The 24,984-nt window shown below is 37.2% G+C and carries 31 protein-coding genes and 1 tRNA gene; 21 read left to right on the plus strand and 11 right to left on the minus strand.

Annotated features, from left to right (window positions below; all coding sequences use genetic code 11):
- The 9 genes from ETP70_RS02580 (at position 1) to ETP70_RS02620 (ending at position 5,101) form a co-directional block, all read left to right on the plus strand.
- Positions 1 to 642, plus strand: coding sequence for a hypothetical protein (locus ETP70_RS02580; protein ID WP_151899709.1), 642 nt, complete (start codon positions 1 to 3; stop codon positions 640 to 642).
- Between the two features lie 99 nt (positions 643 to 741).
- On the plus strand, positions 742 to 1,161 hold the full coding sequence (locus ETP70_RS02585; RefSeq protein WP_151899710.1) for a hypothetical protein: 420 nt from the start codon (positions 742 to 744) through the stop codon (positions 1,159 to 1,161).
- An 85-nt stretch (positions 1,162 to 1,246) separates the two neighbouring features.
- Positions 1,247 to 1,483, plus strand: a complete 237-nt coding sequence (locus tag ETP70_RS02590) for a hypothetical protein (protein WP_151899711.1) — start codon at positions 1,247 to 1,249, stop codon at positions 1,481 to 1,483.
- Between the two features lie 15 nt (positions 1,484 to 1,498).
- On the plus strand, positions 1,499 to 1,819 hold the full coding sequence (locus ETP70_RS02595; RefSeq protein WP_151899712.1) for a hypothetical protein: 321 nt from the start codon (positions 1,499 to 1,501) through the stop codon (positions 1,817 to 1,819).
- Positions 1,816 to 2,259: a hypothetical protein gene (locus ETP70_RS02600; RefSeq protein WP_151899713.1), complete on the plus strand. Its 444-nt coding sequence runs from the start codon at positions 1,816 to 1,818 to the stop codon at positions 2,257 to 2,259. Before ETP70_RS02595 ends, ETP70_RS02600 begins: the two co-directional genes overlap by 4 nt.
- A complete protein-coding gene (locus ETP70_RS02605) occupies positions 2,249 to 2,818 on the plus strand; it encodes a hypothetical protein (RefSeq protein ID WP_151899714.1) in 570 nt (189 codons plus the stop codon). Before ETP70_RS02600 ends, ETP70_RS02605 begins: the two co-directional genes overlap by 11 nt.
- A complete protein-coding gene (locus tag ETP70_RS02610) occupies positions 2,819 to 3,166 on the plus strand; it encodes an HNH endonuclease (RefSeq protein ID WP_151899715.1) in 348 nt (115 codons plus the stop codon).
- Positions 3,167 to 3,305: 139 nt separating this feature from the next.
- Entirely contained in the window at positions 3,306 to 3,929 is a 624-nt protein-coding gene (locus ETP70_RS02615; RefSeq protein ID WP_151899716.1) for a P27 family phage terminase small subunit, read from the plus strand.
- A gap of 251 nt (positions 3,930 to 4,180) precedes the next feature.
- Entirely contained in the window at positions 4,181 to 5,101 is a 921-nt protein-coding gene (locus ETP70_RS02620) for an esterase-like activity of phytase family protein (protein ID WP_151899717.1), read from the plus strand.
- On the opposite strand, the gene trpA is transcribed toward ETP70_RS02620, so the two are convergent.
- Together trpA and ETP70_RS02630 are read right to left on the minus strand one after the other, a co-directional pair.
- A complete protein-coding gene (gene trpA, locus ETP70_RS02625) occupies positions 5,098 to 5,838 on the minus strand; it encodes a tryptophan synthase subunit alpha (protein ID WP_151899718.1) in 741 nt (246 codons plus the stop codon). The genes ETP70_RS02620 and trpA overlap by 4 nt on opposite strands.
- A gap of 1 nt (position 5,839) precedes the next feature.
- Entirely contained in the window at positions 5,840 to 6,241 is a 402-nt protein-coding gene (locus tag ETP70_RS02630) for an Hpt domain-containing protein (protein ID WP_151899719.1), read from the minus strand.
- Positions 6,242 to 6,321: 80 nt separating this feature from the next.
- Between ETP70_RS02630 and panB the strand changes: the two genes are divergently transcribed.
- The 3 genes from panB to ETP70_RS02645 are packed head-to-tail and all read left to right on the plus strand — an operon-like array spanning position 6,322 to position 9,179.
- Positions 6,322 to 7,113: a 3-methyl-2-oxobutanoate hydroxymethyltransferase gene (panB, locus tag ETP70_RS02635; RefSeq protein ID WP_151899720.1), complete on the plus strand. Its 792-nt coding sequence runs from the start codon at positions 6,322 to 6,324 to the stop codon at positions 7,111 to 7,113.
- Entirely contained in the window at positions 7,113 to 8,126 is a 1,014-nt protein-coding gene (gene ruvB / locus ETP70_RS02640; RefSeq protein WP_151899721.1) for a Holliday junction branch migration DNA helicase RuvB, read from the plus strand. Before panB ends, ruvB begins: the two co-directional genes overlap by 1 nt.
- On the plus strand, positions 8,127 to 9,179 hold the full coding sequence (locus ETP70_RS02645) for an AI-2E family transporter (RefSeq protein WP_151899722.1): 1,053 nt from the start codon (positions 8,127 to 8,129) through the stop codon (positions 9,177 to 9,179).
- On the opposite strand, the gene ETP70_RS02650 is transcribed toward ETP70_RS02645, so the two are convergent.
- Both ETP70_RS02650 and waaC read right to left on the minus strand, forming a co-directional pair.
- Positions 9,170 to 10,051, minus strand: coding sequence for a lipid A biosynthesis lauroyl acyltransferase (locus ETP70_RS02650; RefSeq protein ID WP_151899723.1), 882 nt, complete (start codon positions 10,049 to 10,051; stop codon positions 9,170 to 9,172). The two genes, ETP70_RS02645 and ETP70_RS02650, sit on opposite strands and share 10 nt — an antisense overlap.
- On the minus strand, positions 10,041 to 11,045 hold the full coding sequence (waaC, locus tag ETP70_RS02655; protein WP_151899724.1) for a lipopolysaccharide heptosyltransferase I: 1,005 nt from the start codon (positions 11,043 to 11,045) through the stop codon (positions 10,041 to 10,043). Before waaC ends, ETP70_RS02650 begins: the two co-directional genes overlap by 11 nt.
- Positions 11,046 to 11,113: 68 nt before the next feature.
- On the opposite strand from waaC, the gene ETP70_RS02660 reads away from it, so the two are divergent.
- From ETP70_RS02660 to ETP70_RS02690, 7 genes are all read left to right on the plus strand, one after another.
- Positions 11,114 to 12,019: a PDC sensor domain-containing protein gene (locus ETP70_RS02660; protein WP_151899725.1), complete on the plus strand. Its 906-nt coding sequence runs from the start codon at positions 11,114 to 11,116 to the stop codon at positions 12,017 to 12,019.
- Positions 12,019 to 12,630 (plus strand): imidazole glycerol phosphate synthase subunit HisH, encoded by a 612-nt coding sequence (hisH, locus tag ETP70_RS02665; protein ID WP_151899726.1) that lies wholly within the window; start codon positions 12,019 to 12,021, stop codon positions 12,628 to 12,630. The genes ETP70_RS02660 and hisH overlap by 1 nt, the downstream gene beginning before the upstream one ends.
- Positions 12,631 to 12,650: 20 nt before the next feature.
- The gene (hisA, locus tag ETP70_RS02670; RefSeq protein ID WP_151899727.1) at positions 12,651 to 13,361 is read left to right on the plus strand and encodes a 1-(5-phosphoribosyl)-5-[(5-phosphoribosylamino)methylideneamino]imidazole-4-carboxamide isomerase; all 711 of its coding nucleotides are present in this window, start codon (positions 12,651 to 12,653) and stop codon (positions 13,359 to 13,361) included.
- Positions 13,362 to 13,430: 69 nt separating this feature from the next.
- The gene (locus ETP70_RS02675; RefSeq protein ID WP_151899728.1) at positions 13,431 to 13,805 is read left to right on the plus strand and encodes a chemotaxis response regulator CheY; all 375 of its coding nucleotides are present in this window, start codon (positions 13,431 to 13,433) and stop codon (positions 13,803 to 13,805) included.
- Positions 13,806 to 13,831: 26 nt separating this feature from the next.
- Positions 13,832 to 14,638, plus strand: coding sequence for a 50S ribosomal protein L11 methyltransferase (locus tag ETP70_RS02680; protein WP_230973297.1), 807 nt, complete (start codon positions 13,832 to 13,834; stop codon positions 14,636 to 14,638).
- 2 nt (positions 14,639 to 14,640) lie between these two features.
- Positions 14,641 to 16,617: an ATP-dependent zinc metalloprotease FtsH gene (gene ftsH, locus ETP70_RS02685; protein ID WP_151899730.1), complete on the plus strand. Its 1,977-nt coding sequence runs from the start codon at positions 14,641 to 14,643 to the stop codon at positions 16,615 to 16,617.
- Positions 16,607 to 17,239, plus strand: coding sequence for a phosphatidylserine decarboxylase (locus ETP70_RS02690; RefSeq protein ID WP_151899731.1), 633 nt, complete (start codon positions 16,607 to 16,609; stop codon positions 17,237 to 17,239). Before ftsH ends, ETP70_RS02690 begins: the two co-directional genes overlap by 11 nt.
- Before the next feature lie 11 nt (positions 17,240 to 17,250).
- Here ETP70_RS02690 and ETP70_RS02695 read toward each other — a convergent pair whose 3' ends face one another.
- The 7 genes from ETP70_RS02695 to ETP70_RS02725 form a co-directional block, all read right to left on the minus strand.
- A complete protein-coding gene (locus ETP70_RS02695) occupies positions 17,251 to 19,590 on the minus strand; it encodes a tetratricopeptide repeat protein (protein WP_151899732.1) in 2,340 nt (779 codons plus the stop codon).
- Positions 19,591 to 19,983: 393 nt separating this feature from the next.
- Positions 19,984 to 20,175 (minus strand): hypothetical protein, encoded by a 192-nt coding sequence (locus ETP70_RS02700; RefSeq protein WP_151899733.1) that lies wholly within the window; start codon positions 20,173 to 20,175, stop codon positions 19,984 to 19,986.
- Positions 20,176 to 20,261: 86 nt separating this feature from the next.
- Entirely contained in the window at positions 20,262 to 21,155 is an 894-nt protein-coding gene (locus tag ETP70_RS02705; protein WP_151899734.1) for a D-alanine--D-alanine ligase family protein, read from the minus strand.
- 57 nt (positions 21,156 to 21,212) lie between these two features.
- Positions 21,213 to 21,289, minus strand: a tRNA-Met gene (locus tag ETP70_RS02710).
- Between the two features lie 67 nt (positions 21,290 to 21,356).
- Positions 21,357 to 21,575: a cold-shock protein gene (locus ETP70_RS02715; protein WP_151901482.1), complete on the minus strand. Its 219-nt coding sequence runs from the start codon at positions 21,573 to 21,575 to the stop codon at positions 21,357 to 21,359.
- A 211-nt stretch (positions 21,576 to 21,786) separates the two neighbouring features.
- Entirely contained in the window at positions 21,787 to 23,037 is a 1,251-nt protein-coding gene (serS, locus tag ETP70_RS02720) for a serine--tRNA ligase (RefSeq protein ID WP_151899735.1), read from the minus strand.
- An 8-nt stretch (positions 23,038 to 23,045) separates the two neighbouring features.
- On the minus strand, positions 23,046 to 23,957 hold the full coding sequence (locus ETP70_RS02725) for a methylenetetrahydrofolate reductase (RefSeq protein WP_151899736.1): 912 nt from the start codon (positions 23,955 to 23,957) through the stop codon (positions 23,046 to 23,048).
- Between the two features lie 54 nt (positions 23,958 to 24,011).
- Here ETP70_RS02725 and serB point away from each other — a divergent pair, with 54 nt between their 5' ends.
- Complete coding sequence (gene serB, locus ETP70_RS02730; protein ID WP_151899737.1) at positions 24,012 to 24,641, plus strand: phosphoserine phosphatase SerB; 630 nt, start codon at positions 24,012 to 24,014, stop codon at positions 24,639 to 24,641.
- On the plus strand, positions 24,635 to 24,934 hold the full coding sequence (locus ETP70_RS02735; protein ID WP_151899738.1) for a hypothetical protein: 300 nt from the start codon (positions 24,635 to 24,637) through the stop codon (positions 24,932 to 24,934). Before serB ends, ETP70_RS02735 begins: the two co-directional genes overlap by 7 nt.
- The last annotated feature ends 50 nt before the right edge of the window (positions 24,935 to 24,984 follow it).

Genomic DNA, 24,984 nt, shown 5'->3' on the forward strand with positions numbered 1-24,984 from the left:
ATGAACTTTAGTAGCAAAAACTTAGAAGCATATTTTATCAATGATGATTATATCATAGAAACAGTCAAAAGCATAGGTGTATTCAATCCTGATGCCTGGTTGGAAGCATTTAAAAAGCCTCTCACTAAAAACATAGTGGAAGCTAAAATCTTGCATACATCAACAGGCTTGACGCTGCCTATCAAACGACACAGCAGAAGCCAGACAAAGCAAACTTTAGAGTTTGCAGGGCTACACAGTTACAATGAGAAATCAAAGCTTTTAAGTGAGCTACTAAGCAGTTTATTGGAGCATATACAAAACGAGCAGGTCACACGGCTTGATGTAGCGATAGACTTCAAAGGAAAGATACCGAACAGAGTGATAAAAAAACTTTGTGAAGATAGAGATCCTCTTAGAAGATGGAATACGACCTACTACAAAAGCAAGAGTGAAAAAAAGCAAAACTATTATATGAATATCAAGACTTATTCTAAGTCAAACAAAGAGAAACTTAGAGAAGAAATAAATAGGCTTGAGTTTGTATTTATGAGAGATTATCTCAAAAAAGTACAGGTCAAAGATATTGAAAAATCTTTTAAAAGAATTGCAAAAAGTATAAAGAAATTTAGCGGTCTTGATGTGCAAATCTCATACCTTTAAGTTATATACTAAGAAATTCTTGCAAAACATCCACTTAAGCCCAAGAAATAGGGCTTTATCGGGTGTTAAAAACTGAACACAAAAAAAGGACAAAAAAAGATGAAAAATACAGCAGTAAAAACAAAAGAAAAATATGAGAGAAAACTTGCAAAAGCGATCTCTAAAAGTGGCGGGATTACTCTTACAAATAATGGTGCAAATATTGACTATGTTTCACTTGCAGAACCAAAAGGATTATATGCAGTCGATAACTTTGATATTGAACTCGTAGCAGTAGAAGCAATAGTGCAGGAAGTATCAACAGGCAAAGTTTTTGCATTTAACGAAGAGTTTGGAGTGATGGGCATAGAGTTTGATTTTATGGGGAGTAAAGAAGATTGTTATAAATATCTACTTGATGATGCAGGAGAGAGTAAAAAAGAAAATCTGGCAGAAACAATTGCAAGTATCTATTTTAATGTTCACAAAGGCAAAGAGAAAATATACCCAAATGAGGTTATTAAGTTTGAAGAAGTGTAGCAAAGAGTAAATACATACAAATCTACTTCTAAGTTTAAATAATGGCTTAGAGGTACTTTAAATGCAATATTACAAGGCAAAAACAATGAACGACAATAGCCGAATAAGACCGTATATTGATACAAGGATTGTTATCCTGCTGGAACGGTTGAGAGAGATACAAGGCGTATCAGTTGGCAAAATATTAACGGCTCTTCTCTATGAGTCAGAAACATTTAAAACGCTGATTGAAAATTATTATGATGCAACAGATAAAGAACTGAAAAAGATATTTTTAGGACTACCCTTTGATGCTAATAAATGTAAGAATAAACAATCTTAAAAAAGGACAGAAAAAATGGATAAAAATTTAGTGATGATGGCACTCAAAGAGATACCACGCATAAGTAAAAATCTCAATAATGGCAATGATGATGCAAAATCAGAGATGCGAGTAATAATTGCCGCATTAAAAAATGCACAGCCTGAACAGGGAATGGCAATGGCAATGGCAAGTACATCATTTTTATTAAAAGCAGTTGAGGGAAGACCTATAAGTGAGGATATGGCACGAACTATAAAAGATAGTGCCTTAAAAGAGTTGGCTTGTAAATTCAATTGTGAAGCTGATTTTAAAGATGAGAATAAAATACAAATGTTAAAAGGACTTTTAAAATGAGTGAACACAGAGAAATAATCGCAGCACTTCAAAAAATACCGAGCTTGATAAAAGAGTTTGACAAACTTGATAAGTCAATCGCTGGCACAGATGAGAAGAGAAAAGCATTATCAAAAGAAGACTATCAACTTGTTCTCTTGAATTTTGATGCAAAAGATGCAAGAGGTACAGGCTTAAAAGCAAAGATATTGAGAACAGGACACGAACTATCAAGTGCAAAACCTGATTTTAATTTGTCGTGTCAAAACATCAACGCTCTGCATAACTATGTGAAAGTCATTGGTAAAGATGCGATGAGTGAGAGAGTCTCAAAACAATTGGAGTTGTCGGAGTTGTTGGAAGTTCAAAAAGAGTTTCAATCAATCAACGATTTTTTAGATGATGCAAAGATAAAAGCATTAAACACATACTTAAAAGGGAAAAAACAAAATGACTTATAGAGAGGCAGCGACTTACACAAACAGAAGTACGATAGAGATTAAAACAGAGTTTGAGGACATCCTCGAGGCATTAGAAGAAGCAGGGATTAAACAAGAGATTACAATAGAGTTGTTAGATTTTTGGCTCAATGGAAGCGTACTTGTAAATTATGATATTTATCTCACACGGCTTGATGCTGAAAAGCTATTGAAAGATAAGGGAATTCCGACACGACACATAAGTCAGGCACTAAGAAGCGATGCACTTGATAAGTATGTACTCTTTAAAAATGTTTGTTTGAATTTTATCGGAGAAGAGCTTACAGCAGATTTTAAAACTCTTATACTTGATCCGATTAATGAAATGTATGTGAAGCCCTATGAAGCAAGCAAAGCACACAAAGCGAAACAGCTCAAAGTTGCCAGAGATTTAATAGTGAAGTTCAAGCCAGACTTAGGCAAAGCTATTGAACAGCTGCGAGGATTAGATCCTCATACAATAGCGGGAACTTTTGAAGAGACGATCCTCTTAAAGATGGAACAGATGCAGCACTTGATTATAAATCAGTTGGAAGCATAAATGCCAAGCATATCAAGAAAGATATGTGGCAAGCACGGCATCTATACAGGTGCCAAGTGTAGTGAGTGCAAAGCTGAAAGAGACAAGCACTACAACAAGACATCAAGAAACGAAGAGGCAACAGCCTTTTACAACTCTACCAAGTGGAGAAAGGTTAGGAAGCAGGTACTTATTCGAGACGGTGGCGTGTGTTGTGTTTGTGGTTGTGCAAATCAAAAGATGATAGTTGATCACATCAAAGAGATTAGTGACGGCGGGTGCAAACTATGTTACGACAACTTAAGAACGGTTTGTGTCTCATGTCATAACACAATCACAGCTGAAAATAAGAAGAACAGAGGACAATGAGAGTACACGGGGGCAGTATAAAATTCTGGGAAACTAAAGGCTGTTGTTTATCGAACATACAGTCACGAAGAAAAGAACTTGAAATTTCAAAATATTTGAAAAGGTAACATAAATAATAACATATAAGGAGGCTAAGAAGATGCACACGCAAAAAGAAGCTTTGATTATCTTAAATTGTAGCAAGATGACTCTATCAAGATATGTGAAAGAGGGTAAACTTGAAAGAGTGAAAAATGGAAGACGCACTTATTATGATGAACACGAAGTGGCGGTGCTTGTTAAAGAGATAGAGAACAAAAGAAGCAAATATCGAACAGACCTGCCCAAAAGAGAAAAGAAGAGAATAGAGCTACCTGCTGAAGTTAAAGAAGTATGTAGAAATATTGCATCCGCTGATAATTTAACAAAAGTTGGATATGAGTATCTTGCAGAAACAACATCATACTTGCAAAAGCTTAATTTGTACGAAGAGTGCGACAAAGAGATAATAGTCTTATATGCTCTATCTGTTCAAATGTATCATAAATATTTGCATTTAGCGACAGAGGCACAATGTACTTTTGTTAGCGATACAGGGGCGATTACATTACATCCTTATTTTAAAGTATTGCAACACCACGAGAAGATGATGTTAGCTTACGGCGATAGATTAGGACTTAATCCACTTGCAAGACAAAAGCTTGAACTAAAAAAAGACAATCGGACAGAGAAAGAGAAACAAGAACAAGAATTAATGGACTCTATTCTGTTTGGAGATGATTAATCTTTAAATAATCATAGTAGGTTTGGCAACCTACTACCTACTACACAAAACTACTCACATATAAATAAAATCCAAGTTATGCTAAAATACACAAATAACTGCTATAAGAAAAAATAAATAAATTTAGTCACATTGATTTTTAGGGATAATTTTAGGGAGTATAATATTTAACAATTAAGAAAACTCCTATAAATAGGCATTATATTAACTTCTTTGGTTTCACGTAGGGAGACCAAAAAAAGGCAAAACTTTTGAAATACTTTTTCTTTGCTTTATTGTTTTTTTTACAACTTCATGGACAAATTACTGCGTATAAAATTACTCCAGACAATACTTTACATGTAACGAAACAAAAAATAAAAATACTTGATGCAAAAATCTTACATTTTGAGACTAAAAAACGTATTCCTTTTCATGAAATTTCAGACCTTGTGTATGAAAACGGGGTTGTTTATTTTGTCAGTGACCAGGGGTATTTATATAAGTTTTTCATAAATATTGACAAAAATAAAATCAACAGTTTGCAATATCTGGATGCTTATGTTTTGAAAAACAAAAAAGGGAAGAAATTAAAAAAGAAAAAAAGAGATGCGGAAGGTTTGGCACTTTGCAAAGACAGACTGCTGGTATCGTTTGAGAGAAAACAGCGTGTTGTTTGGTACTCAAAAAACGGATTGAAAATAAAGAAAATAAAAATTCATAAAGATCTGCAAAACAAAAATAATTATGCCAGTAAAAACAAAGGGCTCGAAGCCGTTACATGTAATGACAAATATGGTGTTGTGACGGCACCGGAACTGCCGCTGAAAAATACAGATGTAAAATATCATACACTTTATACGAAAGATCAAATATTTAAATTCAGTGCTGGTGGCAGTATAGTAGGCATGGAGTTTTTTTCAGAAAATACTGTTTTGGTACTGCTGCGTGATTTTAGTTATTTGACACGCAGACGGGTAACTGCTTTGATGAAAGTATACTTAGATACATGCAGTGAGTTCAGAGTGTGCAAAAGTGAAGTTTTAGCTAAACTTGACTCCTCAAACGGTTGGAAACTTGATAATTTTGAAGGCTTGACACATATGTATGCAAACAAATATTTGATGGTCAGTGATGACAATGAGAATATGCTGCAAAAAACACTTTTGGTGCTTTTTGAAATAAAGCCCTAAGTGTTGATTTTATCTTTAATCACTTTTGCAAGTTCACAGCATTGAGTGATTTTTTGCATATAGTTTATATCATTATTGAGTAAAATTTTTACAAAAGCACTCCCGACTATGACCCCGTCAGCACCTTGCACTTTTTCTTTTGCTGTTTTTTCGTTTACACCGAAACCTACATATACGGGTGTTTTGGTGTATTTTTTGATAGAGTGCAAAAAAGGCTGCAGATCTTCGGCTTTTCCTGAGCCTGTTATCCCAGTATAAGCAACCATATAGATGAACTTTTGCGCATCGCTGACAACAGTCTGTATCCTCTCTTCGCTGTCTGTAGGTGCAACAAAAGAGATGTTTGCAATACCGTTGCTTTGAAATAAATCTTTGTATGTCAACGCCTCTTCATGGGGAACATCCGGAATAATCAGTCCGTTTATGCCAAGTTCTTTTGCCAAAGGAATGAGATTTTGCATGTTTTGCTGGTAAAAACTGTTGAAATAACCCATCCAGAGTGTATCTACCTGAGGGGCAATCTCTTTGGAAATTTCAAGCAAATCTTTAAATTTAAATCCAAGTTCAAGTGATTTGTGATTTGCTTTTTCTATGAGAGGACCATCAGCTACAGGGTCTGAAAAAGGAACACCGAGTTCCAAAGTGTCGACACCGCTTTGTGCAAGGGCGAGACTCAAGTCAACTGTAAAAGATTTTTCCGGATAGCCGGATGTTATGTATGCTACTAAGTTTTTCAAATTATTTTTCCAAGTCAGGGATTTTTAATAAGGAGTATTTTATTTTACTGAGTTTGTTGTTCTGTCTCAAGTCGTCATTCCAAACAGCAAACATATCACTGATATTTAACAGCCAGTCTGTTGTTTCATCACTGACAGGCGGTTTTTTTTGACGTAAAGATTCAAGCTCATCTTCAACAAAAGCAGCCAGTTTATTCATTGGTATGATTTTCAAATAACCGCTTGCTGATTTTATATTATGAAATACACGAAAAAGTTCATTGACACTTCTTTCGTACATATTGGGTTTTGAAAGGTCAAGAATCATAACTTCCATGCTCTCAACCATCATAGCATAGTGATCCAAAAACTCATCAATAATTTCAAAATCAAAGTTTTCTTCTAAATCACTTCTTACACCCATAAAATAATTCTCCTGTATAGTTCAGATTATAGCAATTTTTGGCTAAAATACATCTATATAATATAATAAAGAGTTTTAAAATGAGTAAAAAATTAACGATAACAGCTATAAAAAAAAGAAAGGGTGAAAAGCCTTTGGTAATGATAACGGCCTATGACGCACTCTTTGCAAAACTGCTCGAACCAAGTGCAGATATGATTTTGGTTGGTGACAGTTTAAATATGAGCTTTGCAGGCCGCAATGATACAATCAGTACCACATTGGAACAAATGATTTATCACACAAATGCCGTTTGTAAAGGGGCACCAAACAGTTTTGTGATTTGCGATATGCCTTTTGGAACCTATACATGTAAAGAAGATGCTTTACATAATGCTATAAAAGTTTTTCAAAAGACACCGGCAGACTGTGTGAAGATAGAAGGCGGAACAGACAAAGCAGAGATTATTCAACATTTGACAGATAACGGCATTGCAGTATGTGGACATATAGGACTTTTGCCACAGTCGGTAAGAAGTGAAGGCGGATACAAAGTCAAAGGGAAAAGTGCTGATGAAAGAGAACAGCTCCTCAAAGATGCCAAGGCAGTTGAAGAAGCAGGTGCCTTTTGTATGGTGATAGAAGGAACAAAAGCCGAGGTTGCAAAAGAGGTCGCACAGAGTGTGACGATACCGGTTATAGGAATAGGTGCAGGTGCTGATGTAGACGGCCAGGTTTTGGTATTTTCTGATATGTTGGGATTTTTTGAAGAATTTACTCCAAAATTTGTAAAAAAATATCTTGAGGGGGCTACTCTGGTTAAGAAAGCTTTGCAAGAGTATGCGGATGAGGTTGTGAACCGTAAATTTCCGACAGAGGAACATATATACTAATGGAAAGAGTTGTAGATATTGAAACTTTTTCTCTTGAAGAAGAGAGCAGCGAAGTTACATTACGTCCTGATGCCTGGAGTGAATATATAGGGCAGGAACAGATTAAAAAGAATCTTGCTGTTTTTATAGAAGCTTCAAAAAAAAGAGATGAAGCACTTGATCATGTTTTGTTCTACGGACCTCCGGGACTTGGTAAAACAACTTTAGCCTTGATTATCGCCAATGAAATGAATGCGAATATTAAAGTGACAGCCGCACCGATGATAGAAAAAAGCGGTGATTTGGCAGCAATTCTGACAAACCTGGAAGAGGGGGACATTCTCTTTATCGATGAAATACACAGGCTCTCTCCTGCCGTTGAAGAAATCCTATACTCTTCTATGGAAGACTATAGAATAGATATTATCATCGGCAGTGGTCCTGCTGCACAGACGGTCAAGATTGATTTGCCTCGATTTACGCTTATAGGAGCGACAACACGGGCGGGAATGCTTTCAAATCCATTAAGAGACAGGTTTGGTATGAGTTTTCGCATGAATTTTTACAATCAGGAAGAACTGGCAAAAATCATTGTGCAGGCATCGAATAAGCTCGAATGCCAAATCATTCATGAAGCGGCTCTGGAGATTGCAAAAAGAAGTCGTGGAACACCACGTATTGCCCTGCGTCTGTTGCGTCGCGTGAGAGATTTTGCGGAAGTTGCCGATGAAAAAAATATAAATCATCAGCGTACCCGATATGCATTGGATGAACTGGGCATCAATTCACACGGTTTTGATGAAATGGATCTGCGTCTGCTGACGCTTTTAGCAAGTGCCAAAGGACGTGCAATGGGGCTGAGCACGATCGCGGCAGCCTTGAGTGAAGATGAGGGAACGGTAGAAGATGTTTTGGAACCGTATCTGCTTGCAAACGGTTATTTGGAACGGACAGCAAAGGGCAGACGGGCAACACCCGCAACCTACGATGTCTTAAATATGTCATGTGTAAATGAAGACGGGACACTTTTTTAGATGAAATCACAATATTTTATAGCTGTTTTGTTTGCTACATCTTTGTACTGGATGTATCTTCTGTATGAACCTTTTTTGCTTGTGATGACTATTGCCGCTTTATTGGCAATTTCTACGGCTACGATCAATAACTATTTTGAAGAGTTGTTTTCCTCTCGTTTGTTGGCGGCATTTGTATCAAGTCTGCTGCTTGCCATGCTCTTTTTTGCACCGCTTGGTTACTTTTTGGCAACACTCACAATCAAGCTGAACAATTTGGAGCCGAGCAGTTTGCAAAATATAGAACTCTATATAAACGGGCTGATTACCAATCCACCGAAATTTCTGCTCTTTTTAAAACCTTATCTTGCAGATTCTTTAAAAGGAATAGATATCAACAGTTTGACTACAAATGCTTTACATGTAGCTGCAAAAATTGGAACATTCAGTGCAGGTTTTGTAAAAAATGCTTTTTTGGTCATTGTTTTTTACTTTTTTGCTTTGTATAACGGTTCTACAATTGTAGAGTTTCTCAAACGTGTTGTCCAGATGTCTGTTGAAGACAGTACTTTACTTGCACGGGAACTCTCCGCTGTTATGAGTGTTGTTTTTTATTCCATCATCGCTACGGCAATGTTTGAAGGTGCACTCTTTGGTATAGTAGTCTCTTTTATGGGCTATAACGGCCTGCTCTTTGGCATTATGTACGGATTTGCTTCTTTACTTCCTGTTATAGGAGGAATTTTAATGTGGCTTCCGTTTATGATTTATGAATTTTCGGTAGGACATAATGCAAATGCTGTTTTTATAGCACTCTATTCAATTATTGTGATTTCCATTATAGCAGATACTTTTGTGAAGCCTTTGATAATTAAGGAGATAAACAATCGACTGCTCAAAGAGAGTGATGCACAGCTCAACGAACTTGTTATTTTCTTTGCAATTATTGCAGGGCTGACAACTTTCGGATTTTGGGGAATGATTTTAGGGCCTGCAATAACAGCTTTTTTTCTTGCAATTTTAAAACTTTTTGAAGCCAGAACGCAAGAGTGTGAAACGAAAAATCAGGTATAAATTTCGGGTTTGTCGTTTTTCCATCGACGATGGAGCCAAAACCAAAACTTTGGCTCTTTTTTGATGATGGAAGTGAGCCAGTCGGCTTGGAGCTGTGTTGCTTTTTGTATATCTTCTTTTTCATTCTCTGTTTTATCAACTTTTGTCTCATTAGCTATAATTATTGTGTAGTTTTCTTCATCATCAGTTCTTATGTGTACGGGCACTATGGCGGCATTGAATTTGCGTGCCAAATAAGCAGGTGTTGCCGTCATACGCAGCGGTTTGCCTAAAAAATTCACCATAACACCCTCTTTCTCATTGATATTGGTATCTATTAAAATCCCGCTGGCTTTTCCCTGTTTTATAAGGCGTATAAGAGGTTTGACAACATTTGTTTTCTCAAGATTGGTGTTGCCAAATCTTGCTCTTGCATCGAGCAGCCATTTTTCATAGATTCTGTTTTTGAGCTTTTTGTATACAGGAGCAATGGGTTCTACATGTAAAGCAAGTCCTGCCGCACCAAGTTCCCAGGCACAGTAATGGGGAGTCACATAAATAACGGCACGGCCTTCTTTGTGAATTCTCTCAATTTCTTTTTTATTTATTACTGTAATTCTCTTGGCAATTTCTTCTTTGCTCAAATGGCGCATTTCCATAAGGTGTAAAAAGTTATAGAGCAGGTTTTTAAAGCTGTAGCGTGTGATGGTGTCAATTTCTTCGTCACTCATACTGTTGTCAAAGGCATAGTTGAGGTTTTGTTTGACGATACGACGGTATTTTTTTGCTGATTTGTAGCCGATAAAGGCTAAAAAGGTAAAAAATGCTTTGCGTGCTTTATGCGGCACTAGCATTAAAATATGTTCAATGACGAGGAGGAAATTATAGCCCATTGGTTAACAGCTCCTTTGCTTTTTGTATGACTTGTTGTGGAGAAATTTCTTTGATGGAGAAGTCATTTTTATTAATTTTAAGAATATTTACCTTTGAGGGTGATTTGAGTGCTATATTTTTTGGCGTTTCGTAAATCATTCTCGTGGTAGTCGGACCCAAAAGTGTAATGGAGGGAATATTTTGCGCCCATGCCAGATGTGTCGGACCGGTGTCATTCCCTATAAGCAGATCCATGCTCGATATAAAAGATACAAGTTCTCCCAGCGTGAGTTTTGGGGCCAGTACCGCATTTGCCGAATGTGTGCATATCCATTGTGCCTCTTCTTTTTCAGATGCATTGCCCCAAATAATGTAACACTGCTCCTGGAGTCTATTGCAAATGTCGGCAACAGACTCTTTTGGATAAATTTTTGAAGGCCAGGAAGCGCCTATCACAAAGGCAATGTTTTTTTTCTTGCGTTGCAGTGAAAATTCTTTTGTTTGTGAAAAAACGGGTTCTTTGTTTAAAATCATAGCATCCGTAATCTCAAATCCGAGAGCGTCAGCAACAACAAAGCAGTTGCGCTTTATAACATTTTCTTCATACGGGACAGAGGAGGTCGTTTTATAAAAAAGTGCGGCCAAAGATTCACGTATTGAATTTTTATCAAAACCATGGGTATTCTTCCCTATGATTCTGGCAACTGCTGCTGACTTTAAAAGTCCTTGCATATCTATTATAATATCATAATCGGGCAGCATAGAGAGCTCAGCGAATGTTTTTTGTAGCAAGGAAAAGCTTTTTGTCTTTTTGAGTTTTTTTAGATTGACAGTGTGAACTGTATGCAGGTGTTTGTTGTTTTGTAAAATATCTGAAAAAATCTCTTCACTTATCCAGTCTATTTTTACATCAGGATACTCTTTTTTGATAAACTGCAATACAACTGCACTGTTGATTATATCTCCGAGTGCGGAGAGTCTGACAATAGCAATATTTTTAATATCTTTTTTCATCAATGACATTATACCAATAATAGTAAATCTTTGATATAATTCAAATAAATTAAGAAGGAGTGACTTGTATGGTTCCTATAGATATTCAACATTTTGCCGAAGGCAGAACAAAAGCCAGAGCATATTTTTGTTACCTTTTTTCAAAGAATATTCCCAATAGACTTCCTTCTTTAAGTGAAGATATGATTATGCCGAGACTGCTTAAAATAAAAGCAGATCTTGAAAACTGTGAGGGAGTGTACCTTCTTGACCACAAGGGTGTACAGGTAAGTCCGACTTTTACAAAAGATGATCGGATAGATGATGATATAGGAAAGATTCGTGCTGACCGTGCGTACTACTATCGTGCAGTCAGAGAAGGCAGATGTACGATTACCGATCCGTATCCGTCACTCATTACAGGTGATTTGACTGTAACGGCATCAGCGCCTATATTTGATGAAAACGGTTCGCTCAGGTATGTGGCATGTATTGATATGCCGCTTGAAGAAGTGTTGAAAATTGCACATCTCAATAAAATGGATATATTCTTTGGAGAATTTTTCAAGTGGACTTATGGTGCTTTTGCATTTGCTTTGGTGGCTATAGCACTTTTGCTTTTCGTAAAAGGGATAGAGAGTTTTTTTGAATATGGAATTTCAATAGGTCATTTTCAGATTAAAGATGTTTTTGAAGCAACAATTTTGCTTACACTCTCTTTGGCAATTTTTGATCTTTCCAAAACCCTTATTGAAGAGGAGATATTAGGACGCTATAAAGAACATGACATAGCAGGCCCGCACAAAACGATGGTCCGCTTTTTGGGTTCTATCATTATTGCACTTTCCATTGAAGCATTAATGCTTGTATTCAAGTTTGCAATTACAGATCCAAACAAGCTGATCTATTCTATGTATATTATTGCGGGTGTAGGTATACTGATAGTCTCTTTGGCAATATATATCAAATTTACAAAATTAAAGATAGATGAATAATGATAGCAATAATTGATTATAACATGGGAAATTTGGCAAGTGTGAAAAATGCGTTTGCCAAGCTTGGACAAGAGACAGTAGTTGAGAGTAATCCTGATAAATTTAAAGAGTATGACAAGCTGATATTGCCCGGTGTCGGTGCTTTTGGTGATGCGATGCAGCATTTGCATGAACGGAATATGGTAGAGTCCATAAAGGAATTTGCAAAGAGTGACAAACCGATGCTTGGAATTTGTCTCGGAATGCAGCTTTTGTTTGAAAATTCCGAAGAGTTTGGCAAACATGAAGGGCTCGGGCTTATAAAAGGCAGTGTTGTAAAGTTTGATACGAAAAAATTCAATGAACCTTTGAAGGTTCCGCATATGGGCTGGAACAGAATGTTTACAAAAGAGCATCCTCTGTTTGCAGGACTGGATGATGAGCATTATCTGTATTTTGTACATACATACCATGTTGCATGTAAAGATGCCAATGACATTATCGGAGAAACATATTATGGCTATAAATTTACTTCTGCCGTTGCTCACGGTAATATAATGGGAATACAGCCCCATCCTGAAAAAAGCCATAAAAACGGTTTGAAAATTTTAGAAAATTTTATACAACTGTAAGAGAAAAGGAAGAGAGAAATATGACATTATATCCGGCAATAGATTTAAAAGACGGCAAAGCAGTTCGTTTGACAAAAGGTTTGATGGAGAGTGCGAAAATCTACTCAAACGAGCCTTATGAATTAGTGAAAAAATTTGAAGAAATGGGTGCGGAGTGGGTGCATCTGGTTGATTTAAACGGTGCATTTGCGGGAGAGCCTAAAAATCTTGAACAAATCATCAAAATTCGTCAAAACTCAGATGTAAAACTTGAACTTGGCGGTGGTATTCGTGATGAAGCAACGATTCAAAAGATGTTGGATATCGGAATTGACAGGATTATTTTAGGTTCTATTGCGGTAAAAGATCCTCAGTTTGTAAGAGATATGGCGGCAAAATATCCCATCGCAGTAGGCATAGATGCCATAGACGGATATGTGGCAGTCGAAGGCTGGGGCGAAGTCAGTACCATGCGTGCGACTGATCTGGCAAAAGAGTTTGCAAATGCCGGTGTAGAGGCGATAATATGCACAGATGTCGGCAAAGACGGTACACTCAGCGGCGTCAATGTAGATTTTACACTTGATATCGCAAGAGCCGGTAAAATAAGCACAATTGCAAGCGGCGGTGTGAAAGATGAAGAGGATATAAAAGCTTTGATAGCCACGGGTGAAGTGGATGGTGTTATCATAGGAAAAGCTTATTATGAGGGCAGGTTGGATTTAGCCAAAATGTTTAAATTGGTAAATTAATAGCAAAACAAACAGAATTTTGCTATTATTAGATATAAATTATGCAAAATATTATGTAAAGGATTTCAATTGAAATTACTTGTTGTTGATGATAGTTCTACAATGCGTCGTATTATAAAAAATACATTGGCTCGACTTGGTTATAAAGATGTACTTGAAGGTGCAGACGGTGTTGAAGGCTGGGCGCAAATGGACGCAAATCCTGATATTGATATGCTGATCACAGACTGGAATATGCCTGAGATGAACGGGCTTGAGCTTGTCAAAAAAGTTCGTGCGGATGAGCGCTTTAAAGATACACCTATCATTATGGTTACGACTGAAGGTGGAAAAGCAGAGGTTATTACAGCACTTAAAGCCGGAGTAAACAATTATATTGTAAAACCGTTTACGCCTCAGGTTTTAAAAGAAAAACTTGCTGCCGTGATGGGTGTATCTGAGTAATGCAAGAGCATTACTACGAATTAGTAGTGAAAGTCTCTTCACATCATGAACTCTTTGCAGATTTTTTGGCAGATACTTTACCGATCGGGTTTGAAGAGACAGACAACGGATTCATTATAAGAAGTGAAGAAGAACTCGACACTATAATGTGGGGGATTGAGCAGTTTGCAGAGGCCTTACAAAAAGCACTCGGCAAATCTGTAGACGTAGAGTGTACACAAAAAAAACTCCAAAACAATGACTGGGTAGAATCTTATAAAAACAGTATAGAACCCCTTGTTATAGATAAATTTTACATCCATCCTACATGGAATGACAATCATCCAAACCTGATAAACATAGTAATAGATCCGGCGCTTGCTTTTGGTACAGGGCATCATCCGACAACTGCTTCTTCTTTGCGCGCAATTTCTCAACATGTGAAAAAGAATGACAGAGTTTTGGATGTAGGCTGCGGCAGCGGTATACTGGGAATTGCAGCTATGAAGCTTGGAGCTGTCGTGGATGCTTGTGACACGGACCCTGTATCGGTCGAAAATTCTATAAAAAATGCAAAATTGAATAATTTGGAGTTTCACTCCATATGGGAAGGTTCTGCTTCAAATTTGGATGAAAAGTACACTATAGTCGTGGCAAACATAGTTGCAGATGTGTTGACTTTTATTGCAAATGATCTGAAAAAAGCAATGGCAGAGGACGGAATCTTGATTTTATCAGGTATACTGAATAAGTATGAAGAAAAAGTTCTCAATGCTTATAAAGACTGTAAAATAACACAAAGAATAGCCCAGGACGAATGGGTTACATTAGTTTTAAAAAGAGAGAAAAAATAAAAATGGCAGATAACGAAAACAAAAACAACAATAACAACTTTTTTAATCAAAATCCACTGATAACATTTGCAATATTTTCGGTTGTAGTGATTTTGTTGTTTAAAGTAATGGTTGGCGAAGGTGCCGGCAACAGTTCTGTGATGGGAACATCAACAACAAGAATTAAGCCGGTTGACTATTCAGAGTTCAAAGCGCTTGTGAAATCAAAAGCAGTAAAAAAAGTTGAAATAGGCCAGACATATATCAGGGCTATATCAACAGACGGTTCAAAAATCTACACAACAAGAGTTGTCAAAGGGGATAATGAACTTATAAAGCTTTTGGACAAAGAAAAAATCGACTATACGGGCTTCAGTGAAACAAACTGGTTTACCGAGATGTTTGGCTGGCTGTTCCCATTTTTGATTATCATTGCCATTTGGATGTTTTTTGCCGGCCGTATGCAAAAAAGTATGGGTGGCGGACTGCTTGGAATGGGAAATTCCAAAAAGTTGATCAATTCGGAAAAACCGGATACAAAGTTTGATGATGTAGCCGGTGTGGAAGAAGCGAAAGAAGAGGTGCAGGAGATTGTAGATTTCTTGAAATATCCCGGTCGTTATGTGGAAATCGGTGCAAAAATTCCAAAAGGTGTTTTGCTGGTCGGAAGTCCCGGAACCGGTAAAACACTGCTTGCAAAGGCTGTTGCCGGAGAAGCGGAAGTCCCTTTTTTCTCGGTCAGCGGTTCGAGTTTTATAGAGATGTTTGTCGGTGTAGGTGCTGCGCGTGTAAGAGATCTGTTTGAACAGGCTAAAAAAGATGCGCCGAGTATTATATTTATAGATGAGATAGATGCTATCGGTAAAAGCCGTGCAGCCGGCGGTGTTATGGGCGGAAATGATGAACGGGAACAGACACTCAATCAGCTTTTGGCAGAGATGGACGGTTTTGGAACAGATACGCCTGTCATAATTTTAGCTGCAACCAACAGACCGGAAATTCTTGATCAGGCACTGTTGCGTCCGGGCCGTTTTGACAGACAGGTGCTTGTTGACAAACCGGATTTTGAAGGGCGTGTCAAAATTTTGAAAGTACATGTAAAGAATGTCAAAATAGACAAAGATGTGGATTTGGAAGAGTTGGCCCGTTTGACAGCGGGACTCGCGGGAGCAGACCTGGCAAACATAGTCAATGAAGCAGCACTGCTTGCGGGAAGAAAAAGTCAAAAAACAGTGAAACAAAAAGATATGTATGAAGCCGTTGAACGTGCCTTGGCAGGACTTGCTAAAAAATCTCGCCGTATCAATCCTAAAGAGAAAAAAATTGTTGCTTACCATGAAAGCGGACATGCTTTGATGGCAGAGACAACAGACGGAGCAAAAAAAGTTTCCAAAGTCTCTATAGTGCCTCGTGGTTTGGCAGCACTTGGTTATACACTGAACAAGCCTGAAGAAAACAAATATATGATGCAGATGCATGAACTGTGGGCAGAAGTAGATACTCTGCTTGGCGGGCGTGCTGCCGAAGAAGTATTTATCGGTGAAATTTCTACAGGTGCGGGCAATGACCTGGAACGTGCCACAGACATTATAAAATCAATGGTTCAAACATATGGTATGAGTGATATTGCAGGACTTATGGTGCTTGAAAAATCCCGTCAGTCATTTTTGGGCGGTCCGCAACAGGCGACACGTGAGTACAGTGAAAGAATGGCAGAGGAGATGGATGAATACATCAAAAAGTCATTGGATGATCACTATAAAGCCGTTGTCAACCGCTTAAAAGAGTACAGTGGGGCGATTGAAGCAATGGTTGCACTGCTTTATAAAAAAGAGAATATTACAGGGGACGAAGTCAGAGAAATTATTATAAATTTTGAAAAAGAAAATGGCATAGAGTCTAAAGTTGTAGAAAACAGCGAGAGCATTGAAGAAGAGCTAAAAGCAGATGCCACCATGACAGACACCGAGAACAGTGACGGAAAAAGTGATGAAAAATAACCTTTTTATTATAAGCAAAAACGGGTATAAATATATTCTTTATACCTTGTTTGCCGCCCTGGTATTTTGGCTTTTGGATTTAGAGTTTTTTTCATTTTCTGCTTTTGTTCTTGCACTGTTTTTTATGTACAGTTTCAGAAATCCGGAAAGAGAGAATACTTTTTTGGATGACAAAGCCGTAGTCTCTCCTGTTGACGGCACTGTAAAATCTATAGATACACTTGAAAGCGGTGAGTATGCCTACAGAATAGTTATAGAATCAGATTACAGAAATGTCGGTATATTGCGGATCCCCTTAAGCGGACATCTTGAGAATGTCAAAACCACAAGGGGGGCAAGAACATCAAAAAAATCAAAGCTCTTTTATGATTTAAATGAACGTGCAGAACTTTTGTTTGTAGATACCCATAACAATAAAATAAAAGTTCTCCATAGACTCAAGCAGAGTTTTGCGCCGATTGCTATAGAAATCCCAGTCAGAGAAACCTTGCACAAAGGGACAAGATACGGGTTTGCAACGAACAGTGTTACCGAACTGTATCTTCCAAAGAATTTCAGACTGGACACTAAAGTAAACAATGAAGTCCAGGCAGTTCACTCTCTAATCGGTTATTTTACTTAGAAAGCAGTTTATTATCCATTGGGATGCTCTTTCATAAACAAGAGTTTGTCTGTATCGATATTAAATTCAAAATATTCTGATTCGAAGCTGTCATCATCTATTTTTTGCAGTTGAATGGCTGCTCCTTCATTGTTCTTGATCTCCATATACAAAAGGGCGAGTGCATATCTGGCTTCATAAAAATTTTCATTTTTCATTTTTGACAACTCAAGCAATGCTATTGCATTGGCATGATGTTTGGCCGCAGTTGATGCAACAGCTCCCAAATAGAGTGTATAAGCATCCTGTACTTTCAACTCGTCAATTAAATGATTGTAATGGGTATAGGCTTCTTCAAAGTTTTTATTATACAGGAGTGTCAAAGCCAAAGCACTTTCTATGTCCTGTATATCAGTATCTTTTGTCTGTAAAACATACTTTAGCTGCTCTTGTAGGTAGTAAAGCCTTCCGGTGATTAAATGTTCCTGTATATATGTGTATCTTGTAATGAAAGGGCCGTAATATAAATCAGTATAGGTGAATTGCTGAGTGTTTAAGTATTTCAAGACCTCTTCTGCGTATTTTGGTATGCTATACCCAGTAAAATGCGTATCTATATAGATCATATGCGGCAGGATATCATGAGGAAAGATGACTGTGAGTTTGGATGCAGCAGATTTTGCTCTGTCCAAATTTTTTGTTTTCATTCCAATAAGTACCTTGAGCATAAGATACAAAGGTCTTTGTTTGTAGTCTTTGTCAAGCCATTCAATTGCTGAGAGATAGTCATTGTCGTTGATATGTAAAAGAGTATTGTACAAGTCAATCTCTTCACTGCTGTTTTCGCCGGAGAGGGAATCTTTCAAAATAGATTCCAGTTTTGTGTAATCTTTATTTATAAGTTTGCTGGTCATGACAGCATAAACACCGGAAAGATAGTTTTTGGCATCTAAGTGATAGGAACGTAAAAAGTGTTTGTTTGCCTGGAGCATATCTCCCATTTGTGCATAGGTCAAGGCTAAATTATAGTGTAAAATAGAGTGTTTGGGCTGTATTTTAACAAGTTGCTGCAAATCCTGGTTTGCCTCTCGAATTTTTAAAGAAAGAGCCTTTTTAATGGCTTTTGTTATGCCTATATCAACATTTGATGCAGAATAGCTTTTTTTCAGATATTGCTGGGCAGATTGGATATTGTCAATATATATATTTGCATTTCCTTTTCTAATGTAGCTGATTGTCTGGTTTGCATTAAAAATTTTATAGGGTGAAAAATAAAATATTTTCTGAAAATTAAGAAATTTTGAATTCTGAATTTTTTTCCTGTAGAGGGTTTGAGCTTTTTGGGGGTCAAATAAAGCATCTTTGAGTTTGACACTTACAGGATAAATCTTATAAATTTTTTGCGGATATTCATCTGTAACTTTTTTGAGTTGTGATGCCGCTTTTTTTGTATGTCCTGCTTTAAGGTTTATGTAACTGCGTGCCAGTTTTGCCCTGAGTGGCTGATTGTTTTTTGTGATAGCAGTGTTAAGATGGTCAATTGCAAGATTAAAGTCACCTATCCGCGCATACAGCAGAGCCAGGCTGAAATCATCTACCTCTTCATTTATTTTTTCCAAAGCATCAATTGCATCATAGTTATTGTTATACAAAGCATTGATTTTCGCGCTTAAATGATTTTGTATAACCGGATATGCAGGATGATCTGTATTTTTGAGAGCATTTAAAGCACCAAGATAGTTTTTGTTATAATAGCTTATAAGGGTATAGTAATATGAGTACAAAGGCGAATTGATCTCATATGGCAAATAGGCATAAGCCAGGTCGATGTAGTATTTAAAACTGGATTGATCCTTTACATGTAATGAACATACTGCCGCATTTATAGCGCTTACACATCTTTTCTCATCATTGAGTATCGCATTTTGAAATGTTTTCAACGCCAGTGCATACTGCTTGTTTTTCATTTGGGCAACACCAAGATTGTATTGTGAGATGGCCTGCGAATAGTAGGCAATATTTTCATACAGAGCCAGAGCTTTTTCTTTTGCGCCTGTTGCATAGAGATAATTTGCTTTGGCAATCATATTTTCAAGTTTACTCTGTTCTATAACGGGAGCTTTTGCTTTTTCAAGCTTGTTTTCCAGGAGACTGAAATTGTCAACTTTTTTTGTAGAGGATTTTTTTATCAGCAAGAGTGCGGTAACAGCAATAAGCAACACAACAATAACAGCAATTCCTCCAAAAAGAATGATTTTTTTCTGTTTGGATTCTTCATCATTTTCATCAAGAAATTCGTCAGTTTGCTCATGCGAATGCAATACTGCATCGCTGTCTTCTATGATTATTATCTCTTCTTGTGCATCAGCCATTGACTACCCTGTTAAATATTGCATCTTTTGTATTGAATAAGCAAAAAAAGTACCAATGCTCTGATCTCTCAAACAATATCATTATATCTTATATTTAAGGAGTATTATAGCAGTAACTACCTGATTTGATGTATACATGTAATGTACGAAGCGAGGTAGATTATGAAAGAAATTATTTCAATATACAAAAAACAATATTCATTAGACTTCTTGCATAACCTATCATTTAACAGCAAATCCTCTATTTAAAATCGCTTTGAGTGATTATGAACAAATGATACATGCATTTTATCTGATAGCAGGGGTAGGTATCATGGTTGCAGTACTGAGTCTTTTTATATTTGTGGTGCGTTATTCAAACACGAAAGAGTAAATAAAACTCTTTCGCCTCTTTTAGCATTGTGTTGGGTCTTTGAGACAAATTTGTCTTTGTTTTTCTATTTTTGCTTTTTTCATTTGTAAACTTGATCCTGTTGCTACATCATTGAGAACAAAGGCAAAAGATACAAGATATAAAAAGGAAAATCCGCCAATTAAAGCAATGATGACATAAATGTTGAAATATTTTGAGAGTCTTTTTTTCATAGCGTCCTCCTTAAAGGATATGCTACTATTTTATTGCAAAGAAACTTAATAATTATAAATAATTTTAATATAATTGCAGTTCTTAATTAATCTCTTTTACTGCACTCCTGCAGAATATGCTTAATGATTGCATCATAATCAAGGTTAAGTCCTGCTGCAAAAGTTTCAATAAAGGAGCTGTTTTTGTCAGTAATATCAGGATTGAGATTTGTCCGCATAAAAAAACACTGACCGCTTTGGTTTGTTCTTATACTGATTTGCCCGAAATCTCTGATACCAAGATCAATATAGGCATCTATTGCAAGATTTTCAACACTCTCTTTGATTGTTTGGTCTTCAATATTTTCCAGAATTTTTTTATTTCCGTTGTTTGATCGTAAAACCTTTGCAGAGGAGATCAGCATAGCATCTTCTTTTGTTTTTATGATGGATACAAGATAGTCTTCTCCATCGAGATACTCTTCAATCAAAACAGGAACATTATATTTATTAGAAAGAGAAGCAACGCTTTTTTCAAATTCGCTGAAACTATTGACAGTAAAACATTTGTTTTCTTCTTGACATTGCAGGGAACGGGCAGGTTTAACAACCAGGGGATAATTAATAGGTATGTCGTAATCACGCAAATATTTTTCTGCATCGGCAATAAAATATCTTGATGTACTGATACCTTTTTCTTTAAGATAGGATTTTGCCAGTTCTGTATCTGCATCAAAGAGCAAAGCTTTTTTATCTGAACCGGTAAAGTTGATATTGTTTTTTTTGAAAAATTCACAGAGCCAAATTTTTTCTCCGTCTTCAGTGACAATATGGTTAAGAGTAAGGATAGCCAAGTGAGGTTTTCTTTGTACTGTCTGGTGTAGGTCTTGTATGGTGTGGCATTCATGAACTTCAGCAGTATATCCAAGGGATGCTATAGCATGTAAGATGGTATTTTCTTGTAAATGTTCATTTCTTGCTGTTATGATTTCTATATTCACTACTGCGTATCCTTGGTAAAATTAACTGGCTACATAAGTGTTGTAATTTTTGTGATTTGGTTGCGGAAGCAAGATTTGAACTTGCGACCTTCGGGTTATGAGCCCGACGAGCTACCGAACTGCTCTATTCCGCGATATTTGAGTCTAAAGTGGATGTTAAAAAGAGCAGACAGTTTTGATAAACTGCCCGCTGTGAAGATGTTACAGACCTGTAACGTTTTCTGCTTGTGGACCTTTGTCACCCTGACCGACTTCAAAAGTTACTTTTTGACCTTCGTCAAGTGAAACACGAGAGTGTCCGTTGTCATTAATTTGACGATAATGTACAAATACATCTTTGCCGCCATCTTCTACTTCGATAAATCCGAAACCTTTGTCGCTGTTGAACCATTTAACTGTTCCATTTTGTAATGTTGCCATTGTAAATCCTTGTTTGTTTGAGTACACCAAATTTCTTTGATGATAAAAATCTAATATAAAGTTTTTCTTTTAGGTGAATGTACTGGAAACAAAGAAGTTATCAATATAAAGCAATCTAAAGATGTAACTAGAATCATCTTTTCTTGTTGGAAGTATATCTTAAAAAAAATTTAAATGCAAGGAATGTGAACAATTCTTTTTTGTAAAGTATTTACATCCCTAGATAAGGATGCAAAACTTCAGGAATATTTATACTTCCGTCTTCATTTTGAAAGTTTTCCATAATGGCTACAAGTGTGCGGCCAACGGCAAGAGAAGAACCGTTGAGGGTATGTACGAGTTCATTCTTTTTCCCGTTTTTAAAACGGATTTTGGCACGTCTTGCCTGAAAGTCTCTTGTATTGCTTACAGAAGAAATTTCACGGTATTTGTTTTGCCCGGGCAGCCATACTTCAAGATCGATTGTTTTAGCCGCGGAAAAACCCAAATCTCCTGTACACAGAGTTACCAGTCTGTGCGGTAATTCCAAAGCAGTGAGTAAATCAGAGGCACATGTGACCATATTCTCAAAAATTATATCGCTTTCACCCGGTGTAGAAATGCTTACAAGTTCTACTTTATGAAACTGATGCTGGCGTATCATGCCTCTTGTGTCCCGTCCTGCAGCTCCGGCTTCTTTTCGAAAACATGAAGTATAGGCAGTCATTGTTTTTGGCAGTTCCTCTGTTGTGAGTATCTCATCCTGATAGAGATTTGTAAGAGGAACCTCGGCTGTAGGAATGAGGAAAAGCTCAGGATCCTCTACTTTGTATAAGTCATCTTCAAATTTTGGAAGCTGTCCTGTTCCTTCAAGGGCTTTTCTGTTGACAAGTGCAGGAACGCTGACCTCTTCAAATCCGCGTTCACGGTTAAAGTCAAGCATAAAGTTTATAAGTGCGCGTTCCAGTCTTGCACCCATGCCAAAGCTGACAGAAAAGCGCGAAGTTGCCAGTTTGACACCGCGTTCAAAGTCTATCCAGCCGTTTTGTTCTGCCAGTTCCCAGTGCTCTTTTGGGGTAAATGAAAATTCCCTTGGTGTGAGCACTTTTTTGATTTCGACATTGTCATCTTCATCTTCGCCGTCTGGCACATCATCATCAGGTATATTGGGTATAGCCATTGCAAGCGCTTCGAGTTCTTCTTGACGAAGGCGTTGCACTTCCAAAGCATCAGCAATACGGATTTTATTTTCATCGACTTTTTTCTTCAGCTCTGAGACATCTTTGCCTTCACGTTTGTATACACCGAACTCTTTGCTCATAGCATTTTGCGCAGCCTGAAGGGTTTCAAAGTGGGATTTTGCCTCTTTGAGTTCTTCAAATTTTATTTTCACTTTTTCCAAAAGCTTTGCATCAACGCCTTTGCGCATCAGTTTTTTGCTTATACCGTCAAAATCTTTTTGCAATAGTTTTAAATCAATCATTTTATTCCTTATACTAATATGTCTTTGGCTATTTGAAACTGGTTCGCTGTCATCAGGTGAATCTTAGGATGGAGCTGCTTAAGCTCTTCAAAGAGTTTTTTACTAAGCTCAAATCCCACTTTATACTCCTCCTCTGCACCTTTTGTATTTGCCTCTCGGAGTTTGTCTATCCAGCAGGGAGGGACGTTGATCCCCGGTACATGGGATGACAAAAACTGTGCAGTGCGCAGCTTCGTGATAGGAAAAACTCCTAAAATAAGTTCTGCATTTTTATTTTCACGGCAACACTCTTTGTTTGCTTTTTCTTTGAGTTCCAAAAGCTGTTTTGCATTTTCAACATCATATACCGGCTGTGTTATGATACCTACTGCTCCATGTTTAATTTTCTTTTGCATCTTTTTTTGGAGTGTTTTTGGGTTTTTTGCATAGGAGTTGACAACTGCAAAGGGGTGTATCTGTTTTGGTACAACATTAAAAGGTTTTGCTGCATAATCCATACCGGAGTTTAAAGCGGCAATGATGTCCAGAAGCAAAGAGCTGTCACCTTCAAAAACACCTTTTGTATTGGGTTGGTCAGAGATGGTGGCAGGGTCTCCCGTGAGTGCCAGGATGGCTCTGATGTCAACTTCGTTTGCCCCGAGCAAATCAGACTGCAGGGCAATTTTGTTTCTGTCGCGCATACTCATCGTTGCAATAACAGGCTTGTGAAATCTCTCTTGGAGCAGTTTGGCGGCAAAAAGAGCATTGTACTTGAGTTTTGCCAAAGGATTGTCTGTGGTGGAAAATCCATCGACTAAATCTGCAAGCCCGAGTGTTTCTATTTTGTCTATCGTCGGTGTAAAAGTTGCCGAATGCCCGGGTGTAGTTTCAAGAGTAATATATCTGTCGTTTTTTAATTTATGTATCAGTGTGTCAAACAAAAAAAATCCTAATTCGCTATAATTGCGATATTATATACAAAAGAGAGAAAATTTATGCTAAAACTTGCAGTATTTGACTTTGATTCTACATTAATGGACGGTGAAACAATTGATTTTTTTGCGGATGAATTGGGAATAGGCGAAGAGGTCGCCCACATCACAGAAGAGGCCATGAGCGGAAGACTTGATTTTTTTGAATCTTTACAGCAAAGAGTAGGGCTGCTAAAAGGGCTGGATTATGCAGTTGTTGAAAAAATAGCACATAATCTGCCATATATGCCAGGAGCACGTGAGACCATAGCAGAATTGAAAAACAGAGGCATGAAAGTTGTCTGTTTCAGCGGCGGTTTCAGAACAGCGACTTCCTATGCAAAAGATATTTTAGGATATGATGCTGATTTTTCCAATGCTTTACATGTAAAGAACGGAAAGCTTACCGGACTTGTGGGCGGCGATATGATGTTTAATTTCTCAAAAGGCGATATGTTGGTAAGACTTCAAAATATTTTGGGTGTAAGCGAAGAAGAGACATTGGTTTGCGGTGACGGTGCAAATGATCTTTCAATGTTTGCCCATGCAGGGACTCGGATTGCTTTTTGTGCAAGAGACATTTTAAAACGTGAAGCAAATATAATAATACAAACAAAAGATTTAACACAAATATTAAAGGAAATACAATGCTAGAGAGTACAGTGTGGAGACAATATCATAATGACAACAGTTTTAGAGAAAAACTTGCAGAGTTTTGTAGACTTGATACTGTAGATCTGATAGAAGATGACAAAGAACTTTATGCGGCGCTCAAAGCAAAACTGACAAAAAAAGAGCTGAAACTTTTTGCAATGGATACGGCAGGGATTGCTCAAGGGATAATTAAAAAAGAGTTTGCATATACTGATGAAGAGTTGGAAAAAGCAAAATTCAAGCTCTATAAAAAGTTAATTCAGGATAAAACAAGGCTCAGTTTCAGAGTATAGATTAATCTACAATTTATGAAGATGTCAGTAACATATCACAATGTTATAAG

The sequence above is a fragment of the Sulfurimonas hydrogeniphila genome, from assembly GCF_009068765.1.
Lineage (GTDB): Bacteria > Campylobacterota > Campylobacteria > Campylobacterales > Sulfurimonadaceae > Sulfurimonas > Sulfurimonas hydrogeniphila.

Coding starts and splice junctions, on each gene's coding strand:
- ETP70_RS02660 (WP_151899725.1), top strand. CDS start 11,114: ATGGTTCCTATAGATATTCAACATTTTGCCGAAGGCAGAACAAAAGCC.
- ETP70_RS02590 (WP_151899711.1), top strand. CDS start 1,247: ATGAACGACAATAGCCGAATAAGACCGTATATTGATACAAGGATTGTT.
- ETP70_RS02735 (WP_151899738.1), top strand. CDS start 24,635: ATGCTAGAGAGTACAGTGTGGAGACAATATCATAATGACAACAGTTTT.
- waaC (WP_151899724.1), bottom strand. CDS start 11,045: ATGAAAAAAGATATTAAAAATATTGCTATTGTCAGACTCTCCGCACTC.
- ETP70_RS02645 (WP_151899722.1), top strand. CDS start 8,127: ATGAAATCACAATATTTTATAGCTGTTTTGTTTGCTACATCTTTGTAC.
- ETP70_RS02695 (WP_151899732.1), bottom strand. CDS start 19,590: ATGGCTGATGCACAAGAAGAGATAATAATCATAGAAGACAGCGATGCA.
- ETP70_RS02610 (WP_151899715.1), top strand. CDS start 2,819: ATGCCAAGCATATCAAGAAAGATATGTGGCAAGCACGGCATCTATACA.
- serB (WP_151899737.1), top strand. CDS start 24,012: ATGCTAAAACTTGCAGTATTTGACTTTGATTCTACATTAATGGACGGT.
- ETP70_RS02595 (WP_151899712.1), top strand. CDS start 1,499: ATGGATAAAAATTTAGTGATGATGGCACTCAAAGAGATACCACGCATA.
- ETP70_RS02615 (WP_151899716.1), top strand. CDS start 3,306: ATGCACACGCAAAAAGAAGCTTTGATTATCTTAAATTGTAGCAAGATG.
- ftsH (WP_151899730.1), top strand. CDS start 14,641: ATGGCAGATAACGAAAACAAAAACAACAATAACAACTTTTTTAATCAA.
- ETP70_RS02585 (WP_151899710.1), top strand. CDS start 742: ATGAAAAATACAGCAGTAAAAACAAAAGAAAAATATGAGAGAAAACTT.
- ETP70_RS02600 (WP_151899713.1), top strand. CDS start 1,816: ATGAGTGAACACAGAGAAATAATCGCAGCACTTCAAAAAATACCGAGC.
- ETP70_RS02650 (WP_151899723.1), bottom strand. CDS start 10,051: ATGGGCTATAATTTCCTCCTCGTCATTGAACATATTTTAATGCTAGTG.
- serS (WP_151899735.1), bottom strand. CDS start 23,037: ATGATTGATTTAAAACTATTGCAAAAAGATTTTGACGGTATAAGCAAA.
- ETP70_RS02690 (WP_151899731.1), top strand. CDS start 16,607: ATGAAAAATAACCTTTTTATTATAAGCAAAAACGGGTATAAATATATT.
- ETP70_RS02630 (WP_151899719.1), bottom strand. CDS start 6,241: ATGGGTGTAAGAAGTGATTTAGAAGAAAACTTTGATTTTGAAATTATT.
- hisA (WP_151899727.1), top strand. CDS start 12,651: ATGACATTATATCCGGCAATAGATTTAAAAGACGGCAAAGCAGTTCGT.
- hisH (WP_151899726.1), top strand. CDS start 12,019: ATGATAGCAATAATTGATTATAACATGGGAAATTTGGCAAGTGTGAAA.
- ruvB (WP_151899721.1), top strand. CDS start 7,113: ATGGAAAGAGTTGTAGATATTGAAACTTTTTCTCTTGAAGAAGAGAGC.
- ETP70_RS02605 (WP_151899714.1), top strand. CDS start 2,249: ATGACTTATAGAGAGGCAGCGACTTACACAAACAGAAGTACGATAGAG.
- ETP70_RS02580 (WP_151899709.1), top strand. CDS start 1: ATGAACTTTAGTAGCAAAAACTTAGAAGCATATTTTATCAATGATGAT.
- ETP70_RS02715 (WP_151901482.1), bottom strand. CDS start 21,575: ATGGCAACATTACAAAATGGAACAGTTAAATGGTTCAACAGCGACAAA.
- panB (WP_151899720.1), top strand. CDS start 6,322: ATGAGTAAAAAATTAACGATAACAGCTATAAAAAAAAGAAAGGGTGAA.
- ETP70_RS02700 (WP_151899733.1), bottom strand. CDS start 20,175: ATGAAAAAAAGACTCTCAAAATATTTCAACATTTATGTCATCATTGCT.